Genomic DNA, 24,169 nt, shown 5'->3' with positions numbered 1-24,169 from the left:
TGATAATAATAACGATACTAGATAATGAGGAAAATGCAATGGCAACCCCAACTTTCGGAGAAAAAAAAGAGAATGTGACTTACCAACACCGCTATGGTGTTTATGCTGTTATCCCTGACACTGAACAAAAACAAATTGTTCTTGTTCAAGCACCAAATGGCGCTTGGTTCTTACCAGGTGGTGAAATTGAAGCAGGTGAAAATCATCAAGAAGCTCTAAAGCGTGAATTGATTGAAGAGCTTGGTTTCACAGCTGAAATTGGTACTTATTACGGACAAGCTGACGAATATTTCTACTCTCGTCACCGTGACACCTACTACTACAATCCTGCCTACCTCTATGAAGCGACTTCTTTCAAAGAAGTGCAAAAGCCACTAGAAGACTTTAATCATATCGCCTGGTTCCCTATTGACGAGGCTATTGAGAACCTCAAACGTGGTAGCCATAAATGGGCTATTGAATCTTGGAAAAAACAGCATAAGATTGACTAAATCAAGCTACTTTATTCAAAAAGTGCTATAATAGTATTAGAAAATCGGAGGAAATGTTATGAAGCTTATCAATACGACAAACTCACACTCGCAACTTGTAAAAAGCCAGCTAGAGAGTACAGATGCAACCCTTGTTGAGGTCTATTCTGCTGGAAATACTGATGTTATTTTTACCCAAGCTCCGCTTCACTATGAAATCCTCATCTCAAACAAACACCGTGCTATTCGAGAAACTGAAATCGAAGCTATTCAAGAATTTTTCTTGAAACGTAAAATTGATAAGGACTCTATTGATGAGGCCAATATCAAAACCCTCTATTCAGAAAAATTAATTGGAATTTCGATTCCAACCAAATAAAATCTTGGAGAGATTAGAAAGCTATTGAACCTAATAAGCCAAACATAGGTTCGGACTTGCTTTTTAAATCGTCTCCAATTTTTTATCTTGAAATCCTATTATACATAATTTTATAGGTAATCAATAAATCATGACCACCCGTCAAACGGGTGGTTTGTACCAGGACTATAAGTCCAAATTACCAGCCAGCGCCTAAAGACGCTGGCTTTCACGTTGTTCAAACCTTATTAATCTTGACTCGTCACTTGCTTCTCAAAGAGGCTTTAGTATTACTTACCACTATCCCTAAAGGAATCCTCATATTCTTTTACACTCAATTTATCTAATGATATATCATGCTTTACTCGTTTTCAAATTTTCATACTCGTGAAGAAATCATCCACTGGATAATTACTTTAATCTTGAATATATTTCTTAATTGTGACTTCATTAAGCCCTACTGTACTTACATAATAATCTTCCGCCTAGAAATGCCGATTCCCAAACTTGTACTTGAGATTGGCGTGTTTGTCAAACATCATGAGTGCACTTTTTCCTTTTAAATAACCCATGAAATTCGAAACACTTATCCTTGGTGGAATACTTACTAACATGTGTACATGGTCTGGCATTAAGTGACCCTCGATAATTTCAAATCCTTTATAACTACACAAACGATGAAATATTTCTCCTAAACTACTTCGATATTGATTATAGATGACTTTTCGTCTATACTTAGGGGTGAACACAATGTGATAGAACAGTGCCACTTTGTGTGCGATAAACTATGAGCCTTTTGTGCCATATTTTTCTCCTTTCGCTTTACAATTGGCTTGAACACCTTTATTGTATCGCGTTTGGAGTTTTTTGGGTATAACCTTCGACGCACACCCGCATAGCGGGTGGTTTTTTTGTCTCGCACCTAACGGAGCGAGACGGACTAATAGTCGCATAATAAAAAAGATTTGCTTCTGCTTCTCACAGAATCAAATCTTTTTTACTATCTTAGAAACGAATTATCTCACGTGTCTTTTCATATGAAGTAACGAAACGGTTGGTTACACCAGGTTCTGCGACTTCCAAAGCTTGCGAAATCTTATCAAATGAAGCATGGTAATCAAATTCTTTTTCAAAAATTTCTAATGATTCATTAAAGGCTTCCTGAATTCGTTCATCAAATGAGCGGTAACGGTTAGAATATTGCAAGAGTTGCTCTGTTAAGGTTGCATACTGTACAATATTATAAGTTTCCGTTTCTAAAGCTTCCATATCATTCGTTGCAATTTCAAGAACTCGGGTAACAGATTCAATGTTAATCATTTTCTGTTCTAACTCAACCATTAAATCCTCGGTATTATTGCTTGCCGTAAAGAATAACTTCAAGAAAGTTTGTGGAATACCTGGCAGATTGCGTTTTTCCATGTATCGCTTGATAGTATGGAGACGATTGACATAAACATTTGCCTTTTGGCGAGCATTGATATCATCTTTTTCAATCTGAGCAAGACGTTGACTAAGTTCAACTTGCTCATCCTCAATTTCTTTCAAAGTCGCTTGTAAATTTTCCAAACGTTCTTCAAGTAATGAATATGGCTCAGAATGTTCCTCTTGTTCTGAAGTTAATTCTATTACAGATTCTTCCAAAGAGTCTAATTCAGTTTGCAATCTATGAACATGACTAACATCTGTTTCAGAAAGTAGATAATTCTGACTCAATCGTTTAATATCTTCGACTAAAACAGCATTACTATCTTTCATGTGTTGAAGATAAGTAGGAAGTGTTGCTACTAAAGCTTCTACAACTTTCTGAGCAGCAATTTCTCGTGTAAAAATATCATAAAGTGCATTAATCTCTTCCTGGATTTGAGTATTTTCGTACTCAGCATTATCCAATTCTAATTGCGCAATATTCTCATGATTTTTCTTAAGAGCTTCATGAAGCAATTGGAAACGAGCTTCAATATCCGTTTCAGCAAAATGATAGTTAGCATCTAAAAGCTTACGGTAACCATCCTCCAAATCTTCTAGCTGATCAGGTAGCTCTTTAGATAATGTTGTTACAACTGCTGGTATACGATCAACAATATGTGTCAAAGCCAAGATATGATTTTCAGCATTATCTAAAATCACAGCAGCTTCTACTGGGTCACCAGACGAGTTTAAAGTTACAAACTGAGAAAACTCTGATTGGATATTTTCCAATTGTTTTTCGATTTCAGACAAACCTTGGCCATATTCTTCAGAATGATCAGCAACTCGGTGTTGCAACTCTTCAAACAAGTCCAAGGTATGGAGAACACGTCCACTATTTTTAGACTCTTGTTTCTCCAAATCTGCCAAGGCATTGCGAATTGCTGCAATATCTTCTTCAATCAAGGTAATTTGGCTCTCGATTTGATCAATTTGATGACTGGCCTTGAAAAAACGGAATGAGTTGTTATAGCCTTCTGCCTCGAAAAGATTATTTTCGATATCTGCAAAAGAATTAAGAGATAGGTCAACCCATTTTTGATTCCATTCGCGGAAAGTCACTTGACTTTGTCCAATCAAGTGCATGTTTTTTACTGCTTCAACTTCATCATTAACTGGAAGATTGTACAACTCTTCTTTTTTCTCTTCTAAAATTGCTAATTTACTTTCATTGCGTTTTCGTACGTAGATTGCAATAGCATAAGCAATCACGAAGAAAACTGCAACTGCAATTGCAAGATAAATTACTAGTCTAGCAGACATATTAAACTCCTTTTTTACTTGAAACAATCGTAATGATTATATCATATTTTTTAGACCAAGGGAACTACTTCTCCCGATTTTTAGACATCCAGTGTACTATAGACGGCATTTTCTTCGATAAATTCACGACGAGGCTCTACTCGATCCCCCATCAACATATCAAAGATTTTATCTGCTTCTGCAGCATCATCCACAGAAACTCTGGCCATCAAGCGATGCTCAGGATCCATGGTTGTTTCCCATAACTGATGGTCATCCATTTCACCTAGCCCCTTATAACGCTGAATAGTTGGTTTGGTACGTCCCTCACTATAACGTGCTAAGGCTTCTTGGAGTTTGATTTCTTGATCTGCACCTGGCTGGATATATTCTTTAATCTCACTTCCAACCTTGACACCATAGATTGGTGGTTGGGCAATATAAACATAACCAGCTTCTAGGATTGGTTTCATATAACGATAAATCAAGGTTAAAAGAAGGGTGCGAATGTGGGCACCATCGACATCGGCATCGGTCATCAGAACTAGTTTTTGGTAACGGGCTTTCGAAACATCAAATTCTGCACCAAATCCTGTTCCCATAGCTGTGAAAAGACTACGAATTTCTTCGTTAGCAAGAATCTTATCCATGCTAGCTTTTTCAACGTTCAAAATCTTACCACGAATTGGAAGGATTGCTTGAAATTCACGGTTACGACCAGATTTGGCTGATCCACCAGCTGAGTCTCCTTCGACGATGAAGAGTTCTGTTTCAGCAGGATTGTTAGAAGAACAGTCTGCTAGTTTCCCTGGAAGATTGGAAATTTCCAAACCAGATTTTTTACGAGTGACTTCACGCGCACGCTTGGCAGCCACACGAGCCTTAGCAGCCAGAATCCCTTTTTCTACGATACGTTTGGCAATCTGTGGATTTTCCATAAGGAAATCAGAGAAGGCATCGCTGAAGAGACGATTGGTAATCTTAACCACTTCACTGTTGCCCAATTTGGTCTTAGTTTGTCCTTCAAACTGTGGATTTGGGTGCTTAACTGAAATTACCGCAGTTAATCCTTCTCGGACATCTTCCCCTGTTAGGTTGTCTTCATTGTCTTTCAATAACTTATTTTTTCTAGCATAATCGTTGATGACACGTGTCAAGGCTGTACGGAAACCTTGTTCATGCGTTCCACCTTCATGGGTATGAATATTGTTGGCGAAACTCATGACATTTTCATGGTAACCCGTTGTGTACTGCATGGCTACTTCAACTGTGATATCATCCATCTCACCATCTGTATAGATTGGTGTCTCAAAGATAACATCCTTGTTCTCGTTAATATATTCAACGTAACTAGCAATACCACCTTCATAATGGTAATGCTTGGTTTGTTCCAAACCTTCGCGCTTATCTGTGATGGAAATTCGTAAACCACGATTTAAAAAGGCCAACTCTTGAATCCGTTTATTTAATTTATCAAAATCAAAGGTTGTTGTTTCAGTGAAGATTTCTGGGTCTGGTGTGAAGTGAACCGTTGTTCCAGTTCTATCTGTATCTCCAACCACCTCAAGATCCGCAACAACATGACCACGGCGGTACTCTTGATAATGAATCTTGCCGTTTTTGTGGACATGAACATCTAATTGAGTGGAAAGGGCATTAACTACTGATGACCCTACTCCGTGAAGACCACCTGAAACCTTGTAGCCGCCACCGCCAAACTTTCCTCCGGCATGAAGGACAGTAAAGACAGTTTCTACGGCAGGTCGACCTGTTTTTTCCTGAATATCGACTGGGATACCACGTCCATCATCGACAACAGTGATCGAATTATCTGGCTCAATAAAAACTTGAATATGGTTGGCAAATCCTGCCAAGGCCTCATCAATTGAGTTATCAACAATTTCCCAAACTAGATGATGAAGACCTTCTTTTGAGGTTGATCCGATATACATCCCTGGACGCATACGAACAGCCTCTAAGCCCTCTAAAACTTGAATTTGACTGGCATCATAATCCTGTGCCTGCAGATTTTTGATTTCTTCTGTCATCTTATTCCTTTTCTTACATGTCTAATACTTGTCTTAAATTCACGATACTGGTAAACAAATGGGTAGCTAGTCCAGCAGCTTGCCCGGCTTCAATATCAATCGGTCGATCACCAATGACTAAGCCAGAGCTAATCTGATACTTTTCTCTTAAATAAATCATGGACTCAGGATCTGGTTTTCTCTTAAAACCTGAGCTAGAAGTCACCACTTCTGTAAAGTAGGTTGCTATAGAGGTTTTTTCTAAAATTTCTAAGACCTGATCATTTCTGTGAGAAACCAAGAAATGACGCCCACCTTGATTTGAAATGTCGTCCAATAAGTCAGAAACTCCATCAAACAAAATCGGATGTTCTAGCTCTCTGGCTTCATTTTCCTTGTACTTTTCTAAAAAATTCTCTAAATTAGGAGCGAATGTCTCAATCGCAAAATCAGTAGAAACCTTTAAAGCTTGATAGACACTGTCATGATCTTGTGTGATACCATACAGCGCTAATGTTTCAACAAATGCAGCTGTTGAAGTTTCATAATTATCTAGTAAAGTTCCACCTAAATCCCAGATGTAATCGTGATATTTCATAGCTTTCATTATACCATTTTTTCCTTAAAAAAGCGATGATTTCCTAGATTTTTCCAAGTAAAAAAACGAGAGTTTGACTCCCGTTTTACTGATTGTTACCAAAGACATCTCGATAGAGCATTCCTGTTCGTAAACTCTCTGCGTCTCCTCCTAATTGCTCTACCAACTCGTAGGCAAAGGCAAGGGCTGTTGAGGGGCCTCGACTGGTTGTCAATTGCCCATCTACCACTACTGTTTCCTTGACGTAGTGACCATCAAGGATTTGCTCTTGAACACCGTCATAACAAGTGTATTCCTTGTTTTTCAATAGCCCTGCTTTATTGAGAGCAACTGGTGCCGCACAAATGGCTGCCAGTTTCTTCCCTTCTTGCTCGAAGTTTTGCAACTCTTGAATCAAGGCCTGATTATCGCGCAAATGTGCAGATCCAGGCATCCCTCCAGGAAGGACAATCATATCATAGTCTGATAAATCTCCATCAAAGACACGATCTGCTCTTACTTGGATTGCATGCGAACCCGTCACTTGCTCCTCAAATCCTACCATATCACAAGTGATATTTGCACGACGCAAGACATCTACAACTGTCAAAGCTTCAATTTCTTCAAAGCCCTGAGCTAACATAACGGCTACTTTAACCATGATTTTCTCCTTATTTGATTCGTTTTAATACAACCTTTTTCCGCTTGAATGGGACTTTTCCACTCTTTTCTTCAGCTAGATTAGTCTGGTAACTCATCGATAAAAGCAAGCCAACACCAATCAAGTTACTGATAATAGCCGATCCTCCTTGCGAAATAAAAGGCAAGGGAATCCCAGTCAAAGGAAGCAAGCCCGTCACAGCGCCGATATTTTCAAAAATGTGGAAGAGCAACATCATAATCAAACCTGTAGAAATATAGGTGTAGAACTGATTATTTGATTTAAGTGTAATCTTCAACATACGGTAAATCAGCATGAGATAAAGGGCAATAACAAAGACAGAGCCAATAAAGCCAAAATCTTCTGCAATGACCGTGAAAATCATATCCGACTCTCGAACTGGAATAAGCAGATTAGAAGCATTAAACCCCTGACCAAATAAGCCACCGCTCCCAATCGCGATTTGCCCTTGAGCCTGCTGGTAAGTGGTTGTTTGGGCAAAGTCAAACGGATTGAGCCAAGCCAAAATACGATTGATTTGGTAGGTCGGCATTCCCAGTTGATGAAGAAAAGCACGACCACCCTTACTGATAAAAACGGCTAAGAATCCAGCAACTCCTATTACAGCAGTCACAAATACTGGGATAATAATTTTCCAAGAAACCCCTGATAATAAAACGATTCCTGAGAAAATAGCCACAAAAACCAAAGCCGTCCCCAAGTCACTTTGAAGTGCCAAAAGGACTAGGACTGGAATGGTAAAGAGAATCATCCAAAAAATCAACAAGAAGTCCAGCGGAACCGTGCGTCTCCATTCCTTATGTTTTTTTGTAAACTGGACAATGACACGGGCCAACATGAGGATATAGGATATCTTCATAAATTCTGATGGCTGGAACAAAGTAATACCATTTATCGATACCCAGTTTTTGGCACCCGTTGATGCCACTAAGCTTGGATTATAAAAAACAATCGGCAAGACCATAAGTCCCAAGCCTAAAATATATAGAAAAGGAGTCACTTTCCAAAGAAATTCTGTATTAAAGAGCATGACCACAAAACCAATCACAAGCCCCAAGACAATCCAGGCAACCTGCTGCCCTAAAATGGGTAAAATATTGTTTGGATAATCATGACTAACAGCTATATAAATAGCCACCACACCGATAACCAGTAGGAAAAATACTGGCAAGAGCAAACTATAATCGACTCTAGAGTCGAGAGAACGTTTCATATATACTAACCTTATACTTTCATACAATACTATTTATCAAAGTTCATTTAAAAATGTATCAATAGCTTCATTAACTTCAGACCGAGAGAGGGTTTTAACAGTCGCTTCTTTTGCGAGAGATGCCACTATTTGTTTGCCATATCTCTTTCCGACAATTCTCCTATCCAGAATGAGAGTTAAGGAACGTTGGTGTTCGCGTCTCATACTTCTTCCCAAAGCCTGCTTTAAACGAATAATGGCCATTGGCAACTGATAATCATAAAAGGCATTTTTTCCTTCTTGAATTAATTCCTGATTGATTTTTTTCGTCAAGGGCTCTTGTGGATTTTGGAAAGGGAGTCTTGGTACAACTTGAATTACAAAAGGATGGCTTGAAAAATCAACTCCCTCCCAGAAACTTACTGCACCAAGCAGGATTTGTTGTTCACCTTTTTCAAAGCGCTTCTTAAGCTGATGAACATCCCCATTTTTATACTGGGCCAGATGGCTAACTGGAAGTAAATCCGATACTGCTAGAAGCATGTCTTTGGCAGTAAAGAGAACCAAAATTGGTTGTTGGAAAGCTTGAACTCCCATCAGCAAATCAGCTACCTCCTTAGCATAGACTTCTAAGGAAGTTTCTGTTACTAGAGGAAAATCTTTGACCAAGACCACTTCTTGATCCTGTTTTTTACAAGCTTCAATCTTAACAAATTTAGCTTCGGGATAGCCTAACAGGTCTGCCAAAGAAACTCTTTGACTAATCTCAAGAGTGGCCGACACTCCCAAGACTTGACATGAATCAGGCACTAAGGAAGATAGAAGAATACGGCCTGATTTCGTAGAAGAAATCTGAATTTTCTTTTGACTCGTTTCAGTTGCTTCAAGCCAGTAATCTCGGTCAGCTGTAAAATAGCGAACCAGCTCCTCAAAGCCTTCTACTTCTAATTCTGAAAAATACTGGTGGAGATTGGCAAGAGAATCTAAGATATTTTTCTTAGATTTGCCAGACTGAAATTGTTCTATCAAGTAGAGGCACTCAAAGCGAATACTTTCTAGTATTCGTTGCTGAATCCTGTTTTCTTCTCCTACTAAAGCCTTATCAACTAAATCAATAATAGACTGGATATCATGGGTCTCTTGAAGCAGATTTTCTAGAGCCAACAAAACTTTTTGAACTTCATCAATAATCAATAAACGGTCTCTGACAAATTCAGGATTATCTTCAAGTCTGGTTACAAGATAGGCATGATTGGTCACTAAAAGCTTGCAGGTCTCTGCCCTTTCTTGACTACGTTTCCAAAAATCTTCCGTCACAAATAAGCTTTTAGCTGATAAATTCCCGTCATGACGAAGATCTGTTAGAAAATGTTGGTAACGGTAGAGTTGACCAATCTCATCCAAATCTCCTGTCTCAGTCTCTGTCAGCCAGACCAAGACTTGCATTTTAAAGCGTCTAAATAAGCGATTTTCATCATTTTCCTGCAAGGAACGATAAAAGGCATCCAACTTCAGGTAATTATGTGGGCCCTTTAAAGAATGAATATCTGTATGGAATACTTCCTTGAGATGTTTACCTTCTTCTTCCATGATTTGATTTTGAAGAATCTTTGTCGGAACACTAAGAACAATTTGACGCTCTGTCACTTGAGATAAAGCGGGTAAGAGATAGCCATAGGTTTTCCCAATCCCTGTCGGGGCTTGAATTAATGAGACAGGCTCATTTTTCAATAGCAAGTCAACCTCTTTAGCAAAACTTTCTTGTTCCTCCCTCACTTCAAGATTCAATAGAGAAATGTTTTTAGAAAAATCTTGAGATAATTTTCGTGACTCCAGAGGAGCTACAATTTTCTTGAAATACAGTCCTTGAACTTCGACCAAGTCAGAAGAAATCAGGATAGATTGACTTCGATAAATTTCTTCAATAACCAGGTAGGACTCATATAGGAGGGCGTCAGCCATCTCCAGCAAACGTTCCAAGAGTTCTTTAGGAAGTTGGGCCATCTTTTCTCGTAAAAATAAGAGTAATTCTGCTGTAGCTTGGGCATCGGAAAGGGCTGTATGAGCGTGCTTTAGAGGAATTCCTAATTCTCGACACAAAATCGGTAAACTATATTTTTCCAGTTCAGGGAAAAAGACCTGAGTCAATTCGACCGTATCCACACGAGGATTTCTTAGTTCATAGCCTTCAAAAAATAAATTTTCCGCCAAGAGATTAGCATCAAACTGAACATTATGGGCTACAAAAATCCCATTCTCCACCAAGTCAAAGATTTTTCTGGCAACTTGCGAAAAATCAGGTGCTTGCGCCAGACGTCGGTCTGTCAATCCTGTCAGTTTTTTGATATGAGCATCCAAAGGTTCATGTGGATTGACATCTGTCGTATAGCGATCAACGATTTTTCCATCCTCAATCACAACAATTCCCACTTGGATAATTTTAGCCTTACTACCTGTGCTAGTTGCCTCTAAATCAACCACAACATAGCGATTACCAATCGTTTTCATTATAAAAAATTATACCAAAAAAAGGGCCATTTGGCACCTGCAAACATATGATTAGTTTCAAACTCAAGAAGGTCACTTTTCTTAAAAATCTCAGTAAACAGAGCATACTAGCCTGATGATTTTTTGAAAATAGTGAAGAAATAAGAAAAATTGAGAGAAGAAATTTTAAATCTTCCTTCTCTCAATGAATCATTTACTTTATTTAACCATATCAGGATCGTAGTCATAGAATCCTGTATCAAGGAATCGGTTTTTAGGGTGAAGTTTACGCACTTCTTCATCCAGCAAGAAGGCTTGGTCATGGCTAAAGTTTCCCTCTTGAATCAAGCTACGCGCTTGGATAAAGAGTTTCGCAATCTCAACAAAGTTCTGACCTGGAGTGTAGAGCCCTTCTAGTTTCCAGTGAGTAAAACCATGCTCTACCAATTCTGTCAATTTGGTCATCAGATCAAGGTCATTGTTGGCAAAGATGTGGGTACCATGATTGTCTTCAAAGATAGAGTAATGGCTTTCAGGATCACTTGGCTCAGCCAAGAAAAGGTCACGCTTGCGGGTCTTTTCATCATCGATATGCGTAAAGTTATAGTAGTTTTGCAAGAGTGGACGTTTAGAATGGTGAATAACACTAGCACCGTAAACCAACACTTCAGCAGGAATTTCCAAAATCTCAGGCATCTTGAAGAGCTCAGCAGATGGAATTTCACGTGCCAAAACAGCCTCAGATGCACCAGCCTTTTGTCCCCAGAAGTTGATCTGACGACTGCTTGTTACCATTGTAGAAGCATCGTAGATGGTCTTAAATGAATAACCATCGCGATTGACCACGTAAAAGACACCTGCATCCCCAATCGTAATGTAGTCTGTCTTGATTTCTTCCAAGAAATCTAAGAAAGGCTTGATACTGTCCATCATATCTTGGTGCATGAGGGCATTAACTGCAACAATCAATTCCTTACCAGCATCATGAACCAACTCAGCGATTTCGCGCAATTGGTCATAACTAAAGGTCGTTGGCAGACGAAGGCCAAAATCTTTCTCACCAACATAGATACGATCTACGCCAGCCTCGAGCAGTTGTTTAACTTGTTCAATACTTTCAGCAGTTGCTGTAATGATAATCTTTTCCATAAGAAAGATTATACCATATTTCTCAAAAATCAGCTATTCTTTGAAAATGAAAAGGGACTTTATTCTTTTTGTAACCTTTCTGTAATAATTCTCTGCTGAAAAAATGATAAAATAGGTATGTACTGTTAAGGAGAGAATAATGCCCGTAAGAAAATTACAATCCTATGAGGTAGACTATCAAGAAGAATCAAACCATCAGGTTCCTCGCTATCAAGATTATACACCTGAAGCGCAATCTGATGCCAATCTCAAGGAAATCCTATTTTTTGTTAATATCGCTGTTTTTTGTATCTGTATTGCTATCTTTAGTTTTATCTTTTTAGCATTAAAATTATCAACTGCTCTTGCCTTTGCCGCAGCAATCGGATCCAGCTTACTTGTTTTAAAAGTTCAACGATCTATTATCAAACGAAAACGTAGAAGATAAATCCAAAATATCGCCCCATCTGGAGCGATATTTTTATTTTTTCTTTTTAGATGGTGTGTGGATGGCAATCTTCACTTCAAAGATTGTTCCTTTTGGTTTATTATCTTTAACAGTAATGCTTCCTTTTAAGGCATCTACAATCTGCTTGGCTAGGGATAATCCTAAACCAAAACCACCTTTTTGACGAGTTCTAGCCTTGTCCACTCGATAAAAACGGTCAAAAATTTTCTTCTTATCTTCTGCGGAAATACCGACTCCATTATCAGAAACAAGTAAATAGAGATTACGATCAGTCGCTGAAATCACAAAATCAATTTCACCATCCTCTTCAGTATACTTGACAGCATTATCAAATAGGATGGTCATCAGTTGTTTCAAAAGGAGCTGATCTGTGACAATCGTTCGATGAATCCGATTTTCAAAACGGAAGACACGGTCATTTTCCGAAGCAATCATCTCATAGTTTGTGAAAGTCGTATTAAAAAAGCTAGTTGGAACTTCTCCAAGTTCTGGCTTAATCCCATCATCTCTACGTGCTAAATTCAACAAGTTTGTCGTCAAAAACCGCATATTTCTGACTTCTTCCAAACTCGATGCAATGCTTTCGCTCACATCCATAATGGTTGCTTCTGGCTTACGGAAAAGGGTTTCTAAGCGATTTTGCAAAACAGCAAGTGGAGTTCGTAACTCATGACTGGCATTTTCCACAAAGGACTGCTGCTTCTGCATGCTCTCAAGCAGGGGCCGAACACTGACCCTAGCTAGATAGAGACTGGCAAGCAAAGACAGAATCCAGAAACTTGCCATCACAACCACAATCAATCGCTCATGCTTTTGACTAGCTTGCTCCAACTGACTGGTATTAATCAAGACAGCCGCATACTTGATATTGGTTGAAACAGAACTGATATTCGTTTCCATCAAAATCATGCGATAGATTTCTTCCTGTCCATAGCTATTAAAAACCTGAATCTGGTAGATATGGCCTAGTTCTTTTTTCTCTAACTTAATCTTATCCAATCCCAAAAATCTATTTCCAGAAAGGAGCTGAGTGAAATTCTTATCAAAAAGAATAACCTCTGTATTGGAACTGACATTGGGTTTTACCTCAGTCTTACTAGTATCTGTAGCAGCATTCTCCAAATCTTTAATCTCTTCTGTCGCCCTATTTAACGCCAACTGAATAACTGCCTGAGGATTGTTGCTCAAGCCATGAAGCTTATCATCCACCGAAGTGTAGAGACTCGAATGCATGACCTGCAAAATAATCAAGGTCATGGTAGAGAAAATCAGAGTGAAGACACCAAAGTTGCGGATAAAATAACTAAAGTCATCCGCATACCATGTTTTTTTTAGTTTACTGAACATCTTTTAAAATATACCCAACACTGCGCAAGGTTTGCAAATTCTCTGCAAAAGTGGTTCCTTTTAATTTCTTACGGACTTTTGAAACATAGACTTCGACAACTGAAATCGTTGTATCACTATCAAATCCCCATAGACGATCAAAAATCTGAGTCTTAGGCAAAATAACATTTTGATTTTGAAGGAAATAAACTAGTAAATCGAACTCTTTCCCCAGCAATTCGACTGGATTATCTTCAACCTTAACGGTATTTGTTGACAAATTAACTACAATATTTCCATAAGTCAAGGTGTTTTCATTAAACTTGCCTGAACGTTTGAGAAGGGCTTGAATCCGCATTTTGAGTTCTTCTAGGTAGAAAGGTTTGGTCAGATAATCATCCGCTCCCAATTCAAATCCATGTCCCTTGTCATCCAAACTTTCCTTGGCAGTCATAATCAGAACTGGTGTCGTAATTCCCTTTTCACGCAATTCTTTCAAGACTTGGAAGCCATTTTTTTCAGGTAACATTAAATCGAGCAAAATCAAATCATAGACGCCACTTTCAGCTTCGTAGAGACCCTCTTCCCCATCAAACACCTGCATGACATCTGCAAAATCGTCTAAAAAGTCAAATACTGAATTTGACAGGCCTAGGTCATCCTCAACCAATAAGATTTTTATCATGAGAAACTCCTCCTTATTAAAACCATTATACCAAATTTGCCTTAAAGAAAACTCAACTCTCTGCATTTTACATGAGATAGCTGAGTTTTCTTTTATTTAGGCTTATTTATGCATTTCCGTATTGAAGAACGACTGCTTCCACTGCAGCTTTTTCACGGTTAATCAAGTCAACACGCGCTGCAATGTCCTTGATTCCCATACCGATGTTACGGCTAAGAGCAAGGTCAGAAAGTTGTGGTTCAAAGAATTCCTTGTATTCCGCCAAGCGTTGCTGAGTTTTAAAGATGTGTGATGGGAAGATAACAAAACTATCAAAACTCATATCACCACCAAGAGCTGCCTTAATCCAATCCCAGTTTTCACGTGCCCATACCCAAACAGTTTCTTGAGTAGCTTGGTGTCCGAGGAATTGGAGGTACCATGAAGAAAGGTCTTGTGGCTTAACGATAAATTTGTCTTTCCAAGTTGCAAGAAGGGTTTGAATGTTTTCGGCATCTGTACTGTATGCAAGAGCTCCTGCCAACTGGCGCTTAAAGACCGCATCCGTCGCATGAGTGTAAAGGTCAAGATAAATGGCTACCAATTCCTTAGTCTCGTGATGTTTCATTTCATTGATTAGGACTTGGGAACGGATTGCTGCTGGAAGTCCTGCAAGCTGATCCTTGTGAGCCGCGAAGATTTGGCTAGCGGCTTGGCTAGCTTCTGCATCATTTGAGCGAATCATCATGGAAATGGTCAACTGACGAACCAATTCGTCTTCATCTGATTCGCCATCTTTAGCTTCAAAACCAAGACGGTCATAATTATGACGAGCCAATTTAGCAACCAAAGCTTTGAAGGCTGTTTCAGCTTCTGTTCCTTCATCGATAAAGCGTTCAAGGGCAGAAATTACTTGAGAAACAGCTGAAACGACAAGGTAAGATTCTTCCTTAGCAAGTTTGTCAAGGACTGGGAGCAAGTCAGCATAAGAAATGTGCCCTGCTTCAGCAAGCAAACGACGTTCTTGAACGATTTGCAGTTTGCTTGTGTTATCAAGTGTCTCTAGCTCAGCCAGAACAGCTTCTAACAAGTCTCCTTGATAGTCGGTAATGTAGTGGGCTGTATTTTCAGTATTGAAACGAAGAGCTCCTTCATTTTCAGCAAGAAGAGCTGCGTAGCCTGGAATTTCGATGCTTTCAGTTTCGAGTGTATCAGGCAAGCCTTTCCAGTTACTATTGAGTGGCACAACCCAGAGACGGTTCTTATCTTCGTGCTCACCGATGAAGAATTGTTTTTGTGAGATCTTTAAGACATCATTTTCAACTTTGACAGTGAGAACTGGATAACCAGGTTGTTCCAACCAAGAATCCATGAAGGCTGCAACATCACGACCTGATGCTTGACCAAGAGCATTCCAAAGGTCACGACCAATTGTATTGCTGTATTGATGTTTTTCAAAGTAGGCATGCAAACCTTTGGCAAAATCGGCATCACCTAGCCAACGACGAAGCATGTGCATGAGGCGACTTCCTTTGGCATAGACGATAGCTCCGTCAAAGAGCGTATTGATTTCATCTGGATGTTTAACTTCGACGTGAACAGATTGAACACCATCAGTCGCATCGCGTTTCAAGGCAGACGGAACACCACCTGTTTGGAAATCTTCAAAGATATTCCAGCTTGGTTCAATAGCATCCACACAGACGTACTCCATCATGTTAGCAAAGCTTTCATTGAGCCAAAGGTCATCCCACCATTTCATAGTTACGAGGTTACCAAACCATTGGTGAGCCAATTCATGGGCAACAACAAGGGCAACTTGTTGGCGACTGGCAAAGGTAGAATTATCATCCACAACCAAGTAAACTTCACGGTAGGTCACAAGACCCCAGTTTTCCATAGCTCCAGCTGAGAAGTCAGGAAGGGCGATGTGGAGAGATTGAGGGATTGGGTACTTAACTCCATAGTAATCTTCGTAAAACTCGATAGAGCGAACAGCGATATCCAGTGAGAAATCAAGGTTAGATAATGGGTGAGCTTTGGTTGAGTAAACACCTACAAGGGTACCGTTTTTAGTTTTAGCCGTCACCCCTTGCAAATCACCAGCAACGAAAGCTAACAAGTAAGAAGACATGCGAGGTGTTGTCTCAAACTTCCAGATACCTGTTTCCTTACGGTTTTCAACATCGATTTCTGGCATGTTAGACAAGGCCAATTCACCTTCTGCTTGGTCAAAACGTAAAGAAAGATCAAAAGTCGCTTTGGCTTCTGGCTCATCCACACATGGGAAGGCTTCTCGCGCAAAATGGCTCTCAAATTGAGTAGACAAGACTTCCTTCTTGACTCCATCAACTGTGTAGTAAGATGGGTAAATACCTGTCATGTTGTCTGTGATTTTTCCTGAAAAAGCGATGACCACTTCAACTTGACCTGGCTCAGCCAGCTCGATATGCAGGGCTTCATTGTCATGATCAACTGTGAATGGGCGAGCTACCCCTGCAACTTCTACAGAAGCGATTTCCAAGTCTTTTTGATGAAGTGAAATACGGTCACTCTGTGCTTGACCAGTGATGGTCACTTTCCCTGAAAATGTCTTGGTCTCACGACTCAAGTCTAAAAATAAATCATAATGTCCAGGAACAAATTGCTGAATAAAATGTTCAACTGCTTGCATAGTTTTCTCCTATTCTAAGTTTCAGAGCTAGAGCTCTTCTTCAAACAAACTTATTATATCATGTTTTGCTTGAGAAAAAAGGATTGGACGGTCATTTCCAAAACTTTCTTCCTTCTAACAGTTTACAAGGGGTAGACCTTGCGAAATTCTTCTAAAACAATCTTGCTTTCAGGTGTAAAAGTTAGTCCAGCCTCTCTCAGCCACTCGGTGAAACAATCCTCATGAACCTGACGCCAATAGGCCAAGGATTTGTCACCTTCTCCTTCCTTGTAGGCATGGTCAGCAGAAACTTGATTGAAGGGCTGAACGGAAACCTTTGTAATTTCGACAATGCAGACAGCCTGATTTTGACTGTCTAAAATGACATCAAATGTTCCTTCTTGCGGAAGAGGTTCGCCTTCTAGTGCATAGAGGTCATAGGCTGATGCGGTTGCTGTCTTTTCTCCTTTTAAAACCAAATCTGCCAAGAGGTCGGCTTCTACTCCAAAAGTCCAAGCATCTATTTCATCTCCGATAGAAGGATTGATTTTCTTATATGCATTCCACATTTCTTGCGGTGTCATGGGTGCTCCTTTGTAATTTTTTACTTTCTTCTTTTATGTGTTTAAGATGATCTGGATAGTCAATTTCTAAATCAAAAATCTCTGGAATAGAGCTGTAATGGAGAATGCATTCGATACCCATCTGATTCATTTTTTGTATAAAAGAAAGATTCAGATAGCCTGCTACAGTAAAGTCAATCTTATTCTTCCTTGCTTTATCCTGCATCTGTCTCAGCATATCTAACATTATTGGACTTTCCATATCATGCCATTGACTCTTTCTCACAGTCGCAAAAATAAAAGAAGTCAAATCATTCATTCCAACTACAATCTTTGAAATACCCGTTTCCAGTATCCTGTCTAAGTCAAAATAAGCTGACGGTAATTCAATCATCGTGGCAATTTTCCCAGTAAAACCCTGCTGACGCAATACTGTAATAGCTTGCTTTAACTGCTCAGCATCATTGACAAAAGGAAAGATAAGAGACAGATTGGGATTGATTTGATAAACTTCTGTAACGACATGTGCTTCAGCCTGAAATTCATCCAGACACGCCAGCAAACGCCTAGTCCCTCTATAGCCAAACAAGGGATGATTTTCATCAAAATACTCTTTAGTCCCCACTAAACAATTGGCTTCTGTATTCGTTAATTCAGAAAAACGATACCAAACTTCTTCATCTGAGTACAGGGAGCAGATAGTCTCTAGATAATCTTTTACAAATTGCCGACAACTTGGTAACAGGATGTTTTGATTGAGCTCTCTCAACAAATATTCCCCACGAATCATGCCAATGTGGTGAAATAGTTGTGGGTAAACTTTTTCAATAATTTTTTCGCCACTAAGAGCTAGTTGGTTTCTCATCATTCACCTTCCAATTCATGTAAGAGGTCTTGTCCAGTTCTGGAAATCCTAATAGTTCAGACTTAACCTTCAAGACTAATGGCGATGCATTTTCTTCTGTGATTTCTTGAATATCCATCCAAATATATCCAAGCGAATCATTCGCACCATCAGACACAGCTTCCGAAATCGTAACTTGAGGTGCACTCTCATTCATTTCAACATCATACAAGGCCATGACATGGTGAACCATAAAGTTTTTTAACTCTTCCCTGACGAAAACATCGTAGATTCGAGGATTAGAGTAGTTTCTAACAGTAAATCCCGTCTCTTCCAAAACTTCCCTCTTGAGAGTTTCTGTCAACCCTTCACCAAGTTGCTGACTGCCTCCAGGTAGATCGTACCGATTTTAATAAGGGCCTATCGTTTTTTCAATGCAGAGTAACTTCCCATTTTCAAAGCAAACACCATAGACTCCAAAGTGATTTTTGATTTCCATCAGATCCTCCTACTTCAAAGACCAGCCACCATCTATTGTCAGAATTTGTCCCTGCATGGCAGATGCCTTTCCACTGGCCAAAAAGAGACTGACTTCTGCCACTTCCTCTGGCTCTATCCAGCGCTTGATTGGTGTTTCACTAGCCACCCAGTCCGCTAAACCACCTGGCTCAAAGTCCGCAGCAGTCATAGCTGTCTTGACTGCTCCTGGAGCGATACCAAAGACCTGAATCCCAGCTTCAGCATAGTCTAGAGCCAACTGCTTGGTAAATCCAGCCAAAGCATGCTTAGATGAAGTATAGGCGTGACCACCACCTCCTGCTAGACTCGAAGCTATGGAACACATATTGATAATGGTCCCTTTTTTATTCTCTAGCATTTGTGTCAAATAATAACGAGTCAACTCAACAGGAGTTATATAATTAATTTCAAAAATTTCTTGAATTTCCTGCGCTGTTTGTTCCAACAGTGGTTTGTAATTATCTAAAACTCCTGCAGTATTACACAAAACATCAACCTGAGGGCACCAGTCAAAAATTGGCTCCAAGTCCAAGGTCAAATCTCTCTGTAAAAAGTGAAAATCACCCTCTAAGAGTGGATTTTCACCTTGGTCAACTCCGTAAACTTGATAGCTATTCTCTAAAAAGAGGCGAGCTTGAGCCAGACCGATCCCTGAACTCACTCCTGTAATCAATACACGTTTAGTCATTCACTTCTACCCAATCTGTCGCCAAAACATCACAAGGTGTCGGACTCCACATGGAAAAACCTTCTCCTTCTCCAGACACGTTGATTAGGAAATAAGGTGTCACTTCAAGTGCAACCCCGTTTTGTTCAATGGTGTCAAAAAGTTGGACATAGTTTTCAGCACCTCCCCAACCAGTTCGTACATATTTTTTCTTAGCCTTTAACCCAGGTAGGATCTCTTCAAATGTCATGGTTTTCTCCTTTAATTCTATATTCTTCATTTAATTATAACAAAAAACCGCTTTGCAACGGCTTTTTGAATGTGATTTATTTACATCTGCTTCTACTTACGGCAAATTATTCCCTGCAGCAAGATAAATTTCATACCATTCTTTTCTTGTTAAGCTAAAGTTTGCCGCTTGGCTAACTTCTCTCAAGTGCTTAGGATTTGTTGTACCTACGACTGCCTGTATTTTTGCTGGATAACGCAATATCCAAGAAATGGCAATAGTTGAAGGGGTTACTCCATATTTAATAGCTAAACGATCAAGTACTTGATTTAAAGCTTGAAATTTCTCATTTCCAACAAAATTCCCTTTAAAATACCCGAATTGTAAGACAGACCATGCTTGAATGACCACATCGTGTAATTTGCAATATTCAAAAATGCTGCCATCTCGCATAGCTGCTTGACTATCTTCCATATTAACATGAAAACCTGATTCGAATCCTGGAGTAAAAGCCGCACTCAATTGTAGCTGATTAACAGCTAACGGCTGCTTGACATCTTTTTTAAGCAACTCCATCATCATAGGATTTTGATTAGAAACTCCAAAATCTCGAACCTTACCTTGTTTATAAAGGAGATCAAAGGCTTCTGCTACTTGGTCAGATTCCATCAAAGCATCTGGCCGATGAAGAAGCAAGCTATCTAAATGATCTATCTTCAATCTTTGCAAAATTCCGTCAACTGATTTTATAATATAGTCCTTAGAAAAATCAAAATAGGTAAATTCTTCAATGCGAATGCCACATTTGGACTGAATCCACATCTTTTCTCTTAAATCTGGACGATTTTTTAGGACAAGACCTAACAGTTCTTCACAACGACCACGACCATAAATATCAGCCAAGTCAAAAGCATTGATTCCAACAGAAAGTGCTGTTTCTACAAGCTCTTCAACTTCTTTTACAGACTTATTTTCTATTCTCATCATTCCGAGAACAATTTCTGATAATTCTTTGTCATCTTGACCAAGAGTTATGTATCTCATCAAATTTTTCTCCTTAAATTTCTAATATTCTTCCCTTCATTATAACAAAAAACCGCTTTGCAACGGCTTTTTGACTATATTTCACTCCATTTTATCTTCTTAAACCCACGGAACAAGAGAAAGATTCCAATAAAGAGAATTCCTAAAGGAATGAATTTTGTAAGAAAAACATTTGAAATTCCCATCCACTCATAGTAACGGAGCAGAGAGCCTACAATAAGGTGGGCAACAATCATACTGACAAAGGGACGAAAGACCGCTTCTTTCCAATTCCAAATACTGATGACCAGCGAAATCGTAAAGACAGATAAACTATCCCAGGGAGCAGGAAGATAAAAGGCTCCTTCTTGTATGAAGCTTGCCATTCCTACATATCCCAGAACAACTAGCAGAACAAGAACCCCAACGACAATATAGGTACCAATTTTCATTTTAGGAGAATCTTGGACTAGACTTCTTCGTAAAATTGTAGCCACAAGCCCAAATCCGACCAGAAAAAGAAGAAGTTGCCCTAAAAACGTAAGCAAATTGACTGTTAAGAGAGGACCTTTAGAAAAATCACCTAATAGTTGATAGTAGCGTAATACCGCTAGGACAAGAATTGGCGTCAAAAGGGACTCTTTGATAGAACTGCGAGGGGCTTCCTTGAGCATCTCTCTCATTAATTTTTTAGGATTCTTACCTAGATACTCCTCTGCACTCATGCCATCTCGTTCTGCTTCTGAGAAATCTAACATCATCAAATAAATCTGCTCTCTAAGATAGTCCTCATCATAGAGAAATCCAGCAAGATTAAAACTATCCCATAGCTCCTCAAAATACTGCTGATTTTCCTCAGAAAACTGATGCAACAAAGCACTTGTTTCTTCATAATACTTCATTTTCGTCATGGTTTACCCTCCATTCTTAATTCCTTCTACTTTTTGACTCAAATCGTCCCATTGTTGCCAAAAGACCGAGACACGCTCTTCTCCTTCTTTCGTTAACGAAAAATACTTCCGATCTGGACCATCTGGCGACGGACGCATGTCGCCTCTTATCCATTGATTTTTTTCTAACTTTTGCAACAAAGGATAAATAGTTCCTGGAACGATAGTATCAAATCCAGCCTCTCGCAAAGTCTGAACCAACTCATAACCATATCGCTCTTTTTGACCAATCATATCCAAGACGCAACCTTCAAGAACACCTTTTAATAGTTGAGTTTCCTTCATCCCTTCCCCCTTCTAATCTATTTTGTAATACCTACTAGCAGCTTTACAAACTAGTATACCACTTACACACTAGTTTGTAAAGCATAATAGTTAATACTCTTCGAAAATCTCTTCAAACCACGTCAGCGTAGACTTACCGTAGGTATGTAACTGACTTCGTCAGTCTTATCTACAACCTCAAAACAGTGTTTTGAGCTGACTTCGTCAGTCTTATCTACTACCTCAAAACGGTGTTTTGAGCAATCTGCGGCTAGCTTCCTAGTTTGCTCTTTTATTTTCATTGAGTATAAATAAAAAAACAGAACTAGCATGAACTAGTCCTGTATATTTTTACCCAATCACACTTCCGTTTGGTACAGCTGGATCAACTGTGAGAAGGGTTAATTTCCCATCATGTTCAGCTGAGAGGATCATCCCTTGGCTGACATATTTCTTCATCATTTTACGTGGTTTGAGGTTAGCAACGATTTGAACTTTCTTGCCGACCAATTCTTGTTCGTTTGGATAGTATTTTGCAATTCCAGAGAGGATTTGACGATCTTCTCCATCACCAGCATCCAAGCGGAATTGAAGCAACTTATCTGAACCTTCTACTTTAGACACTTCTTTGACTTCTGCGACACGAATTTCGACCTTGTCAAAGTCTTCAAACTTGATTTCATCCTTGTTTAGTTTGAGTTCAACTTCATCTGGATTCCATTCTTTTTCGACAGCTGGCTTGTTACCTTCCATTTGTTCCTTGATATAGGCGATTTCTTCTTCCATATCGAGACGTGGGAAGATTGGTGTTCCTTTGGCAACTACAGTCACACCTGCAGGGAAATCAGCCAAGCTCAAGTTCTCAAGGCTAGAGACTTCTGCTAGACCAAGTTGAGTCAAGACTGCACGACTGGTTTCCATCATAAATGGCTCAATCAAGTGAGCTACAACACGAAGGCTGGCTGCCAAGTGACTCATGACACTTGCCAATTGGTCACGGAGTGCTTCATCTTTTGCCAAGACCCATGGAGCTGTCTCGTCGATGTATTTATTGGTACGAGAGATCAGAGTCCAGACTGCTTCAAGTGCACGTGGGTAGTCGATTGCTTCCATATGGGTATGGTAGTCTGCGATTGATTGTTCTGCAACGTTAGCAAGAGCATGGTCAAATTCAGTCACGCCTTCTACATAGGCAGGTACTTGCCCATCAAAGTACTTATTAATCATAGAAACCGTACGGTTGAGGAGGTTCCCAAGGTCATTGGCTAATTCATAGTTGATACGACCTACATAGTCCTCGGGAGTGAAGGTTCCATCTGAACCAACTGGAAGGCTACGCATGAGGTAGTAACGAAGTGGATCTAGTCCATAACGCTCTACCAACATTTCAGGATAAACGACATTCCCTTTAGACTTAGACATTTTGCCGTCTTTCATGACAAACCAACCGTGAGCAATCAAACGATCTGGCAATTTGATATCCAACATCATAAGAAGGATTGGCCAGTAAATCGAGTGGAAGCGAAGAATATCTTTTCCTACCATATGGAAGACAGTTCCATTCCAGAACTTGTCAAAGTTACCGTGTTCATCTTGACCGTAGCCAAGAGCTGTCGCATAGTTAAGAAGGGCATCAATCCAAACATAGACAACGTGTTTAGGATTTGATGGGACAGGCACTCCCCATGTAAAGGTTGTACGAGAAACAGCCAAATCCTCTAAACCTGGCTCAATGAAGTTACGCAACATTTCATTCAGACGACCATCTGGAGTGATAAAGTCAGGATGAGCTTTGAAAAAGTCTACCAAACGATCTTGGTATTTGCTGAGGCGAAGGAAGTATGATTCTTCAGATACCCATTCAACTTCGTGACCTGATGGAGCAATACCTCCAGTCACATTTCCAGCTTCGTCACGGAAAACTTCCGCAAGCTGGCTTTCTGTAAAGAATTCCTCATCTGATACTGAGTACCAACCAGAGTATTCACCCAAATAGATATCATCTTGAGCAAGCAAGCGTTCAAAGACCTGTGCGACAACTTTTTCATGGTAGTCATCAGTTGTACGGATAAATTTATCGTATGAGATATCTAGTAATTGCCAGAGTTCTTTAACTCCAACTGCCATTCCATCAACATAAGATTGAGGTGTGATGCCAGCTTCTTCAGCTTTCTGCTGGATTTTCTGACCATGCTCATCAAGACCTGTCAGATAAAAGACATCGTAGCCCATCAGGCGTTTGTAACGTGCTAAGACATCACAGGCGATAGTTGTGTAGGCAGAACCGATATGAAGTTTACCAGATGGATAGTAAATAGGTGTTGTAATATAAAAATTCTTTTCAGACATAATTTTTCCTTTCCAG

General features: G+C 39.6%; 21 protein-coding genes and 2 pseudogenes. 3 read left to right on the top strand and 20 right to left on the bottom strand.

Annotated features, from left to right (window positions below; translation table 11 throughout):
• Window positions 1-38: 38 nt before the first annotated feature.
• Entirely contained in the window at window positions 39-491 is a 453-nt protein-coding gene (locus tag HMPREF0851_RS05375) for an NUDIX hydrolase (protein ID WP_000235165.1), read from the top strand.
• Window positions 492-549: 58 nt separating this feature from the next.
• Window positions 550-849, top strand: coding sequence for a DUF1827 family protein (locus HMPREF0851_RS05370; RefSeq protein WP_000767198.1), 300 nt, complete (start codon window positions 550-552; stop codon window positions 847-849).
• Window positions 850-1,118: 269 nt separating this feature from the next.
• Here the strand turns inward: HMPREF0851_RS05370 and tnpA are convergent.
• The 8 genes and pseudogenes from tnpA to HMPREF0851_RS05335 all read right to left on the bottom strand — a co-directional run bounded on the left by tnpA (window position 1,119) and on the right by HMPREF0851_RS05335 (window position 11,654).
• Window positions 1,119-1,633: pseudogene (tnpA, locus tag HMPREF0851_RS15475) on the bottom strand (IS200/IS605 family transposase).
• A 200-nt stretch (window positions 1,634-1,833) separates the two neighbouring features.
• A complete protein-coding gene (gene ezrA, locus HMPREF0851_RS05365; protein ID WP_001276171.1) occupies window positions 1,834-3,561 on the bottom strand; it encodes a septation ring formation regulator EzrA in 1,728 nt (575 codons plus the stop codon).
• A gap of 80 nt (window positions 3,562-3,641) precedes the next feature.
• Window positions 3,642-5,588 (bottom strand): DNA topoisomerase (ATP-hydrolyzing) subunit B, encoded by a 1,947-nt coding sequence (gyrB, locus tag HMPREF0851_RS05360; protein ID WP_000134034.1) that lies wholly within the window; start codon window positions 5,586-5,588, stop codon window positions 3,642-3,644.
• 13 nt (window positions 5,589-5,601) lie between these two features.
• Window positions 5,602-6,165 (bottom strand): HAD family hydrolase, encoded by a 564-nt coding sequence (locus tag HMPREF0851_RS05355; RefSeq protein WP_025169837.1) that lies wholly within the window; start codon window positions 6,163-6,165, stop codon window positions 5,602-5,604.
• Between the two features lie 85 nt (window positions 6,166-6,250).
• The gene (locus tag HMPREF0851_RS05350) at window positions 6,251-6,805 is read right to left on the bottom strand and encodes a DJ-1 family glyoxalase III (protein ID WP_000241404.1); all 555 of its coding nucleotides are present in this window, start codon (window positions 6,803-6,805) and stop codon (window positions 6,251-6,253) included.
• Window positions 6,806-6,815: 10 nt separating this feature from the next.
• Window positions 6,816-8,039 (bottom strand): FtsW/RodA/SpoVE family cell cycle protein, encoded by a 1,224-nt coding sequence (locus HMPREF0851_RS05345; protein ID WP_000830670.1) that lies wholly within the window; start codon window positions 8,037-8,039, stop codon window positions 6,816-6,818.
• 36 nt (window positions 8,040-8,075) lie between these two features.
• Entirely contained in the window at window positions 8,076-10,526 is a 2,451-nt protein-coding gene (locus tag HMPREF0851_RS05340) for a bifunctional DnaQ family exonuclease/ATP-dependent helicase (RefSeq protein ID WP_000848737.1), read from the bottom strand.
• A gap of 198 nt (window positions 10,527-10,724) precedes the next feature.
• A complete protein-coding gene (locus HMPREF0851_RS05335) occupies window positions 10,725-11,654 on the bottom strand; it encodes a peptidase U32 family protein (RefSeq protein WP_000411190.1) in 930 nt (309 codons plus the stop codon).
• Window positions 11,655-11,793: 139 nt separating this feature from the next.
• Here HMPREF0851_RS05335 and HMPREF0851_RS05330 point away from each other — a divergent pair, with 139 nt between their 5' ends.
• Window positions 11,794-12,081, top strand: a complete 288-nt coding sequence (locus tag HMPREF0851_RS05330) for a DUF3270 domain-containing protein (protein WP_001145231.1) — start codon at window positions 11,794-11,796, stop codon at window positions 12,079-12,081.
• 33 nt (window positions 12,082-12,114) lie between these two features.
• On the opposite strand, the gene ciaH is transcribed toward HMPREF0851_RS05330, so the two are convergent.
• The 12 genes and pseudogenes from ciaH to metG all read right to left on the bottom strand — a co-directional run bounded on the left by ciaH (window position 12,115) and on the right by metG (window position 24,153).
• The gene (gene ciaH, locus HMPREF0851_RS05325) at window positions 12,115-13,449 is read right to left on the bottom strand and encodes a two-component system sensor histidine kinase CiaH (RefSeq protein ID WP_000491802.1); all 1,335 of its coding nucleotides are present in this window, start codon (window positions 13,447-13,449) and stop codon (window positions 12,115-12,117) included.
• Window positions 13,439-14,113 carry a two-component system response regulator CiaR gene (gene ciaR, locus HMPREF0851_RS05320; protein WP_000590636.1) on the bottom strand — a complete coding sequence of 225 codons (675 nt, stop codon included), beginning with the start codon at window positions 14,111-14,113 and terminating at the stop codon, window positions 13,439-13,441. The genes ciaH and ciaR overlap by 11 nt, the downstream gene beginning before the upstream one ends.
• 106 nt (window positions 14,114-14,219) lie before the next feature.
• The gene (locus HMPREF0851_RS05315; RefSeq protein ID WP_001149131.1) at window positions 14,220-16,766 is read right to left on the bottom strand and encodes a M1 family metallopeptidase; all 2,547 of its coding nucleotides are present in this window, start codon (window positions 16,764-16,766) and stop codon (window positions 14,220-14,222) included.
• Window positions 16,767-16,888: 122 nt separating this feature from the next.
• A complete protein-coding gene (locus HMPREF0851_RS05310) occupies window positions 16,889-17,329 on the bottom strand; it encodes an ASCH domain-containing protein (RefSeq protein ID WP_009014157.1) in 441 nt (146 codons plus the stop codon).
• Window positions 17,298-18,173, bottom strand: coding sequence for a putative PEP-binding protein (locus tag HMPREF0851_RS05305; protein WP_001245813.1), 876 nt, complete (start codon window positions 18,171-18,173; stop codon window positions 17,298-17,300). Before HMPREF0851_RS05305 ends, HMPREF0851_RS05310 begins: the two co-directional genes overlap by 32 nt.
• Window positions 18,151-18,651 (bottom strand): annotated as a pseudogene (locus tag HMPREF0851_RS05300) (NUDIX hydrolase). The gene HMPREF0851_RS05305 and the pseudogene HMPREF0851_RS05300 overlap by 23 nt, the downstream one beginning before the upstream one ends.
• A gap of 9 nt (window positions 18,652-18,660) precedes the next feature.
• Window positions 18,661-19,359, bottom strand: a complete 699-nt coding sequence (locus HMPREF0851_RS05295) for a 3-oxoacyl-ACP reductase (protein WP_000167122.1) — start codon at window positions 19,357-19,359, stop codon at window positions 18,661-18,663.
• Window positions 19,352-19,588: a DUF2829 domain-containing protein gene (locus HMPREF0851_RS05290; protein ID WP_000141914.1), complete on the bottom strand. Its 237-nt coding sequence runs from the start codon at window positions 19,586-19,588 to the stop codon at window positions 19,352-19,354. The genes HMPREF0851_RS05295 and HMPREF0851_RS05290 overlap by 8 nt, the downstream gene beginning before the upstream one ends.
• Window positions 19,589-19,684: 96 nt before the next feature.
• Window positions 19,685-20,611, bottom strand: coding sequence for an aldo/keto reductase (locus HMPREF0851_RS05285; protein ID WP_001269444.1), 927 nt, complete (start codon window positions 20,609-20,611; stop codon window positions 19,685-19,687).
• Window positions 20,612-20,685: 74 nt separating this feature from the next.
• Window positions 20,686-21,501: a hypothetical protein gene (locus HMPREF0851_RS05280; RefSeq protein WP_000164416.1), complete on the bottom strand. Its 816-nt coding sequence runs from the start codon at window positions 21,499-21,501 to the stop codon at window positions 20,686-20,688.
• Between the two features lie 3 nt (window positions 21,502-21,504).
• Window positions 21,505-21,825, bottom strand: a complete 321-nt coding sequence (locus HMPREF0851_RS05275) for a PadR family transcriptional regulator (RefSeq protein ID WP_000665422.1) — start codon at window positions 21,823-21,825, stop codon at window positions 21,505-21,507.
• 330 nt (window positions 21,826-22,155) lie between these two features.
• The gene (gene metG, locus HMPREF0851_RS05265) at window positions 22,156-24,153 is read right to left on the bottom strand and encodes a methionine--tRNA ligase (RefSeq protein WP_001291403.1); all 1,998 of its coding nucleotides are present in this window, start codon (window positions 24,151-24,153) and stop codon (window positions 22,156-22,158) included.
• Between the last annotated feature and the right edge of the window lie 16 nt (window positions 24,154-24,169).

The sequence above is a fragment of the Streptococcus sp. M334 genome, assembly GCF_000187745.1.
Classification (GTDB): Bacteria; Bacillota; Bacilli; order Lactobacillales; family Streptococcaceae; genus Streptococcus.
Note: the sequence above shows the minus strand (reverse complement) of the source record. Positions and strands in the feature narration are given on the sequence as shown.

Excerpts from the sequence above, each read along its gene's own strand:
- ciaH (WP_000491802.1), bottom strand. The coding sequence starts at position 13,449 with ATGTTCAGTAAACTAAAAAAAACATGGTATGCGGATGACTTTAGTTAT.
- HMPREF0851_RS05305 (WP_001245813.1), bottom strand. The coding sequence starts at position 18,173 with ATGAGAAACCAACTAGCTCTTAGTGGCGAAAAAATTATTGAAAAAGTT.
- HMPREF0851_RS05310 (WP_009014157.1), bottom strand. The coding sequence starts at position 17,329 with ATGACACCGCAAGAAATGTGGAATGCATATAAGAAAATCAATCCTTCT.
- HMPREF0851_RS05290 (WP_000141914.1), bottom strand. The coding sequence starts at position 19,588 with ATGACATTTGAAGAGATCCTACCTGGGTTAAAGGCTAAGAAAAAATAT.
- HMPREF0851_RS05295 (WP_000167122.1), bottom strand. The coding sequence starts at position 19,359 with ATGACTAAACGTGTATTGATTACAGGAGTGAGTTCAGGGATCGGTCTG.
- gyrB (WP_000134034.1), bottom strand. The coding sequence starts at position 5,588 with ATGACAGAAGAAATCAAAAATCTGCAGGCACAGGATTATGATGCCAGT.
- HMPREF0851_RS05275 (WP_000665422.1), bottom strand. The coding sequence starts at position 21,825 with ATGAAGGAAACTCAACTATTAAAAGGTGTTCTTGAAGGTTGCGTCTTG.
- HMPREF0851_RS05280 (WP_000164416.1), bottom strand. The coding sequence starts at position 21,501 with ATGACGAAAATGAAGTATTATGAAGAAACAAGTGCTTTGTTGCATCAG.
- HMPREF0851_RS05335 (WP_000411190.1), bottom strand. The coding sequence starts at position 11,654 with ATGGAAAAGATTATCATTACAGCAACTGCTGAAAGTATTGAACAAGTT.
- HMPREF0851_RS05345 (WP_000830670.1), bottom strand. The coding sequence starts at position 8,039 with ATGAAACGTTCTCTCGACTCTAGAGTCGATTATAGTTTGCTCTTGCCA.
- HMPREF0851_RS05315 (WP_001149131.1), bottom strand. The coding sequence starts at position 16,766 with ATGCAAGCAGTTGAACATTTTATTCAGCAATTTGTTCCTGGACATTAT.
- HMPREF0851_RS05285 (WP_001269444.1), bottom strand. The coding sequence starts at position 20,611 with ATGAGATACATAACTCTTGGTCAAGATGACAAAGAATTATCAGAAATT.
- HMPREF0851_RS05375 (WP_000235165.1), top strand. The coding sequence starts at position 39 with ATGGCAACCCCAACTTTCGGAGAAAAAAAAGAGAATGTGACTTACCAA.
- ezrA (WP_001276171.1), bottom strand. The coding sequence starts at position 3,561 with ATGTCTGCTAGACTAGTAATTTATCTTGCAATTGCAGTTGCAGTTTTC.
- HMPREF0851_RS05370 (WP_000767198.1), top strand. The coding sequence starts at position 550 with ATGAAGCTTATCAATACGACAAACTCACACTCGCAACTTGTAAAAAGC.
- metG (WP_001291403.1), bottom strand. The coding sequence starts at position 24,153 with ATGTCTGAAAAGAATTTTTATATTACAACACCTATTTACTATCCATCT.
- HMPREF0851_RS05330 (WP_001145231.1), top strand. The coding sequence starts at position 11,794 with ATGCCCGTAAGAAAATTACAATCCTATGAGGTAGACTATCAAGAAGAA.
- ciaR (WP_000590636.1), bottom strand. The coding sequence starts at position 14,113 with ATGATAAAAATCTTATTGGTTGAGGATGACCTAGGCCTGTCAAATTCA.
- HMPREF0851_RS05355 (WP_025169837.1), bottom strand. The coding sequence starts at position 6,165 with ATGAAATATCACGATTACATCTGGGATTTAGGTGGAACTTTACTAGAT.
- HMPREF0851_RS05350 (WP_000241404.1), bottom strand. The coding sequence starts at position 6,805 with ATGGTTAAAGTAGCCGTTATGTTAGCTCAGGGCTTTGAAGAAATTGAA.
- HMPREF0851_RS05340 (WP_000848737.1), bottom strand. The coding sequence starts at position 10,526 with ATGAAAACGATTGGTAATCGCTATGTTGTGGTTGATTTAGAGGCAACT.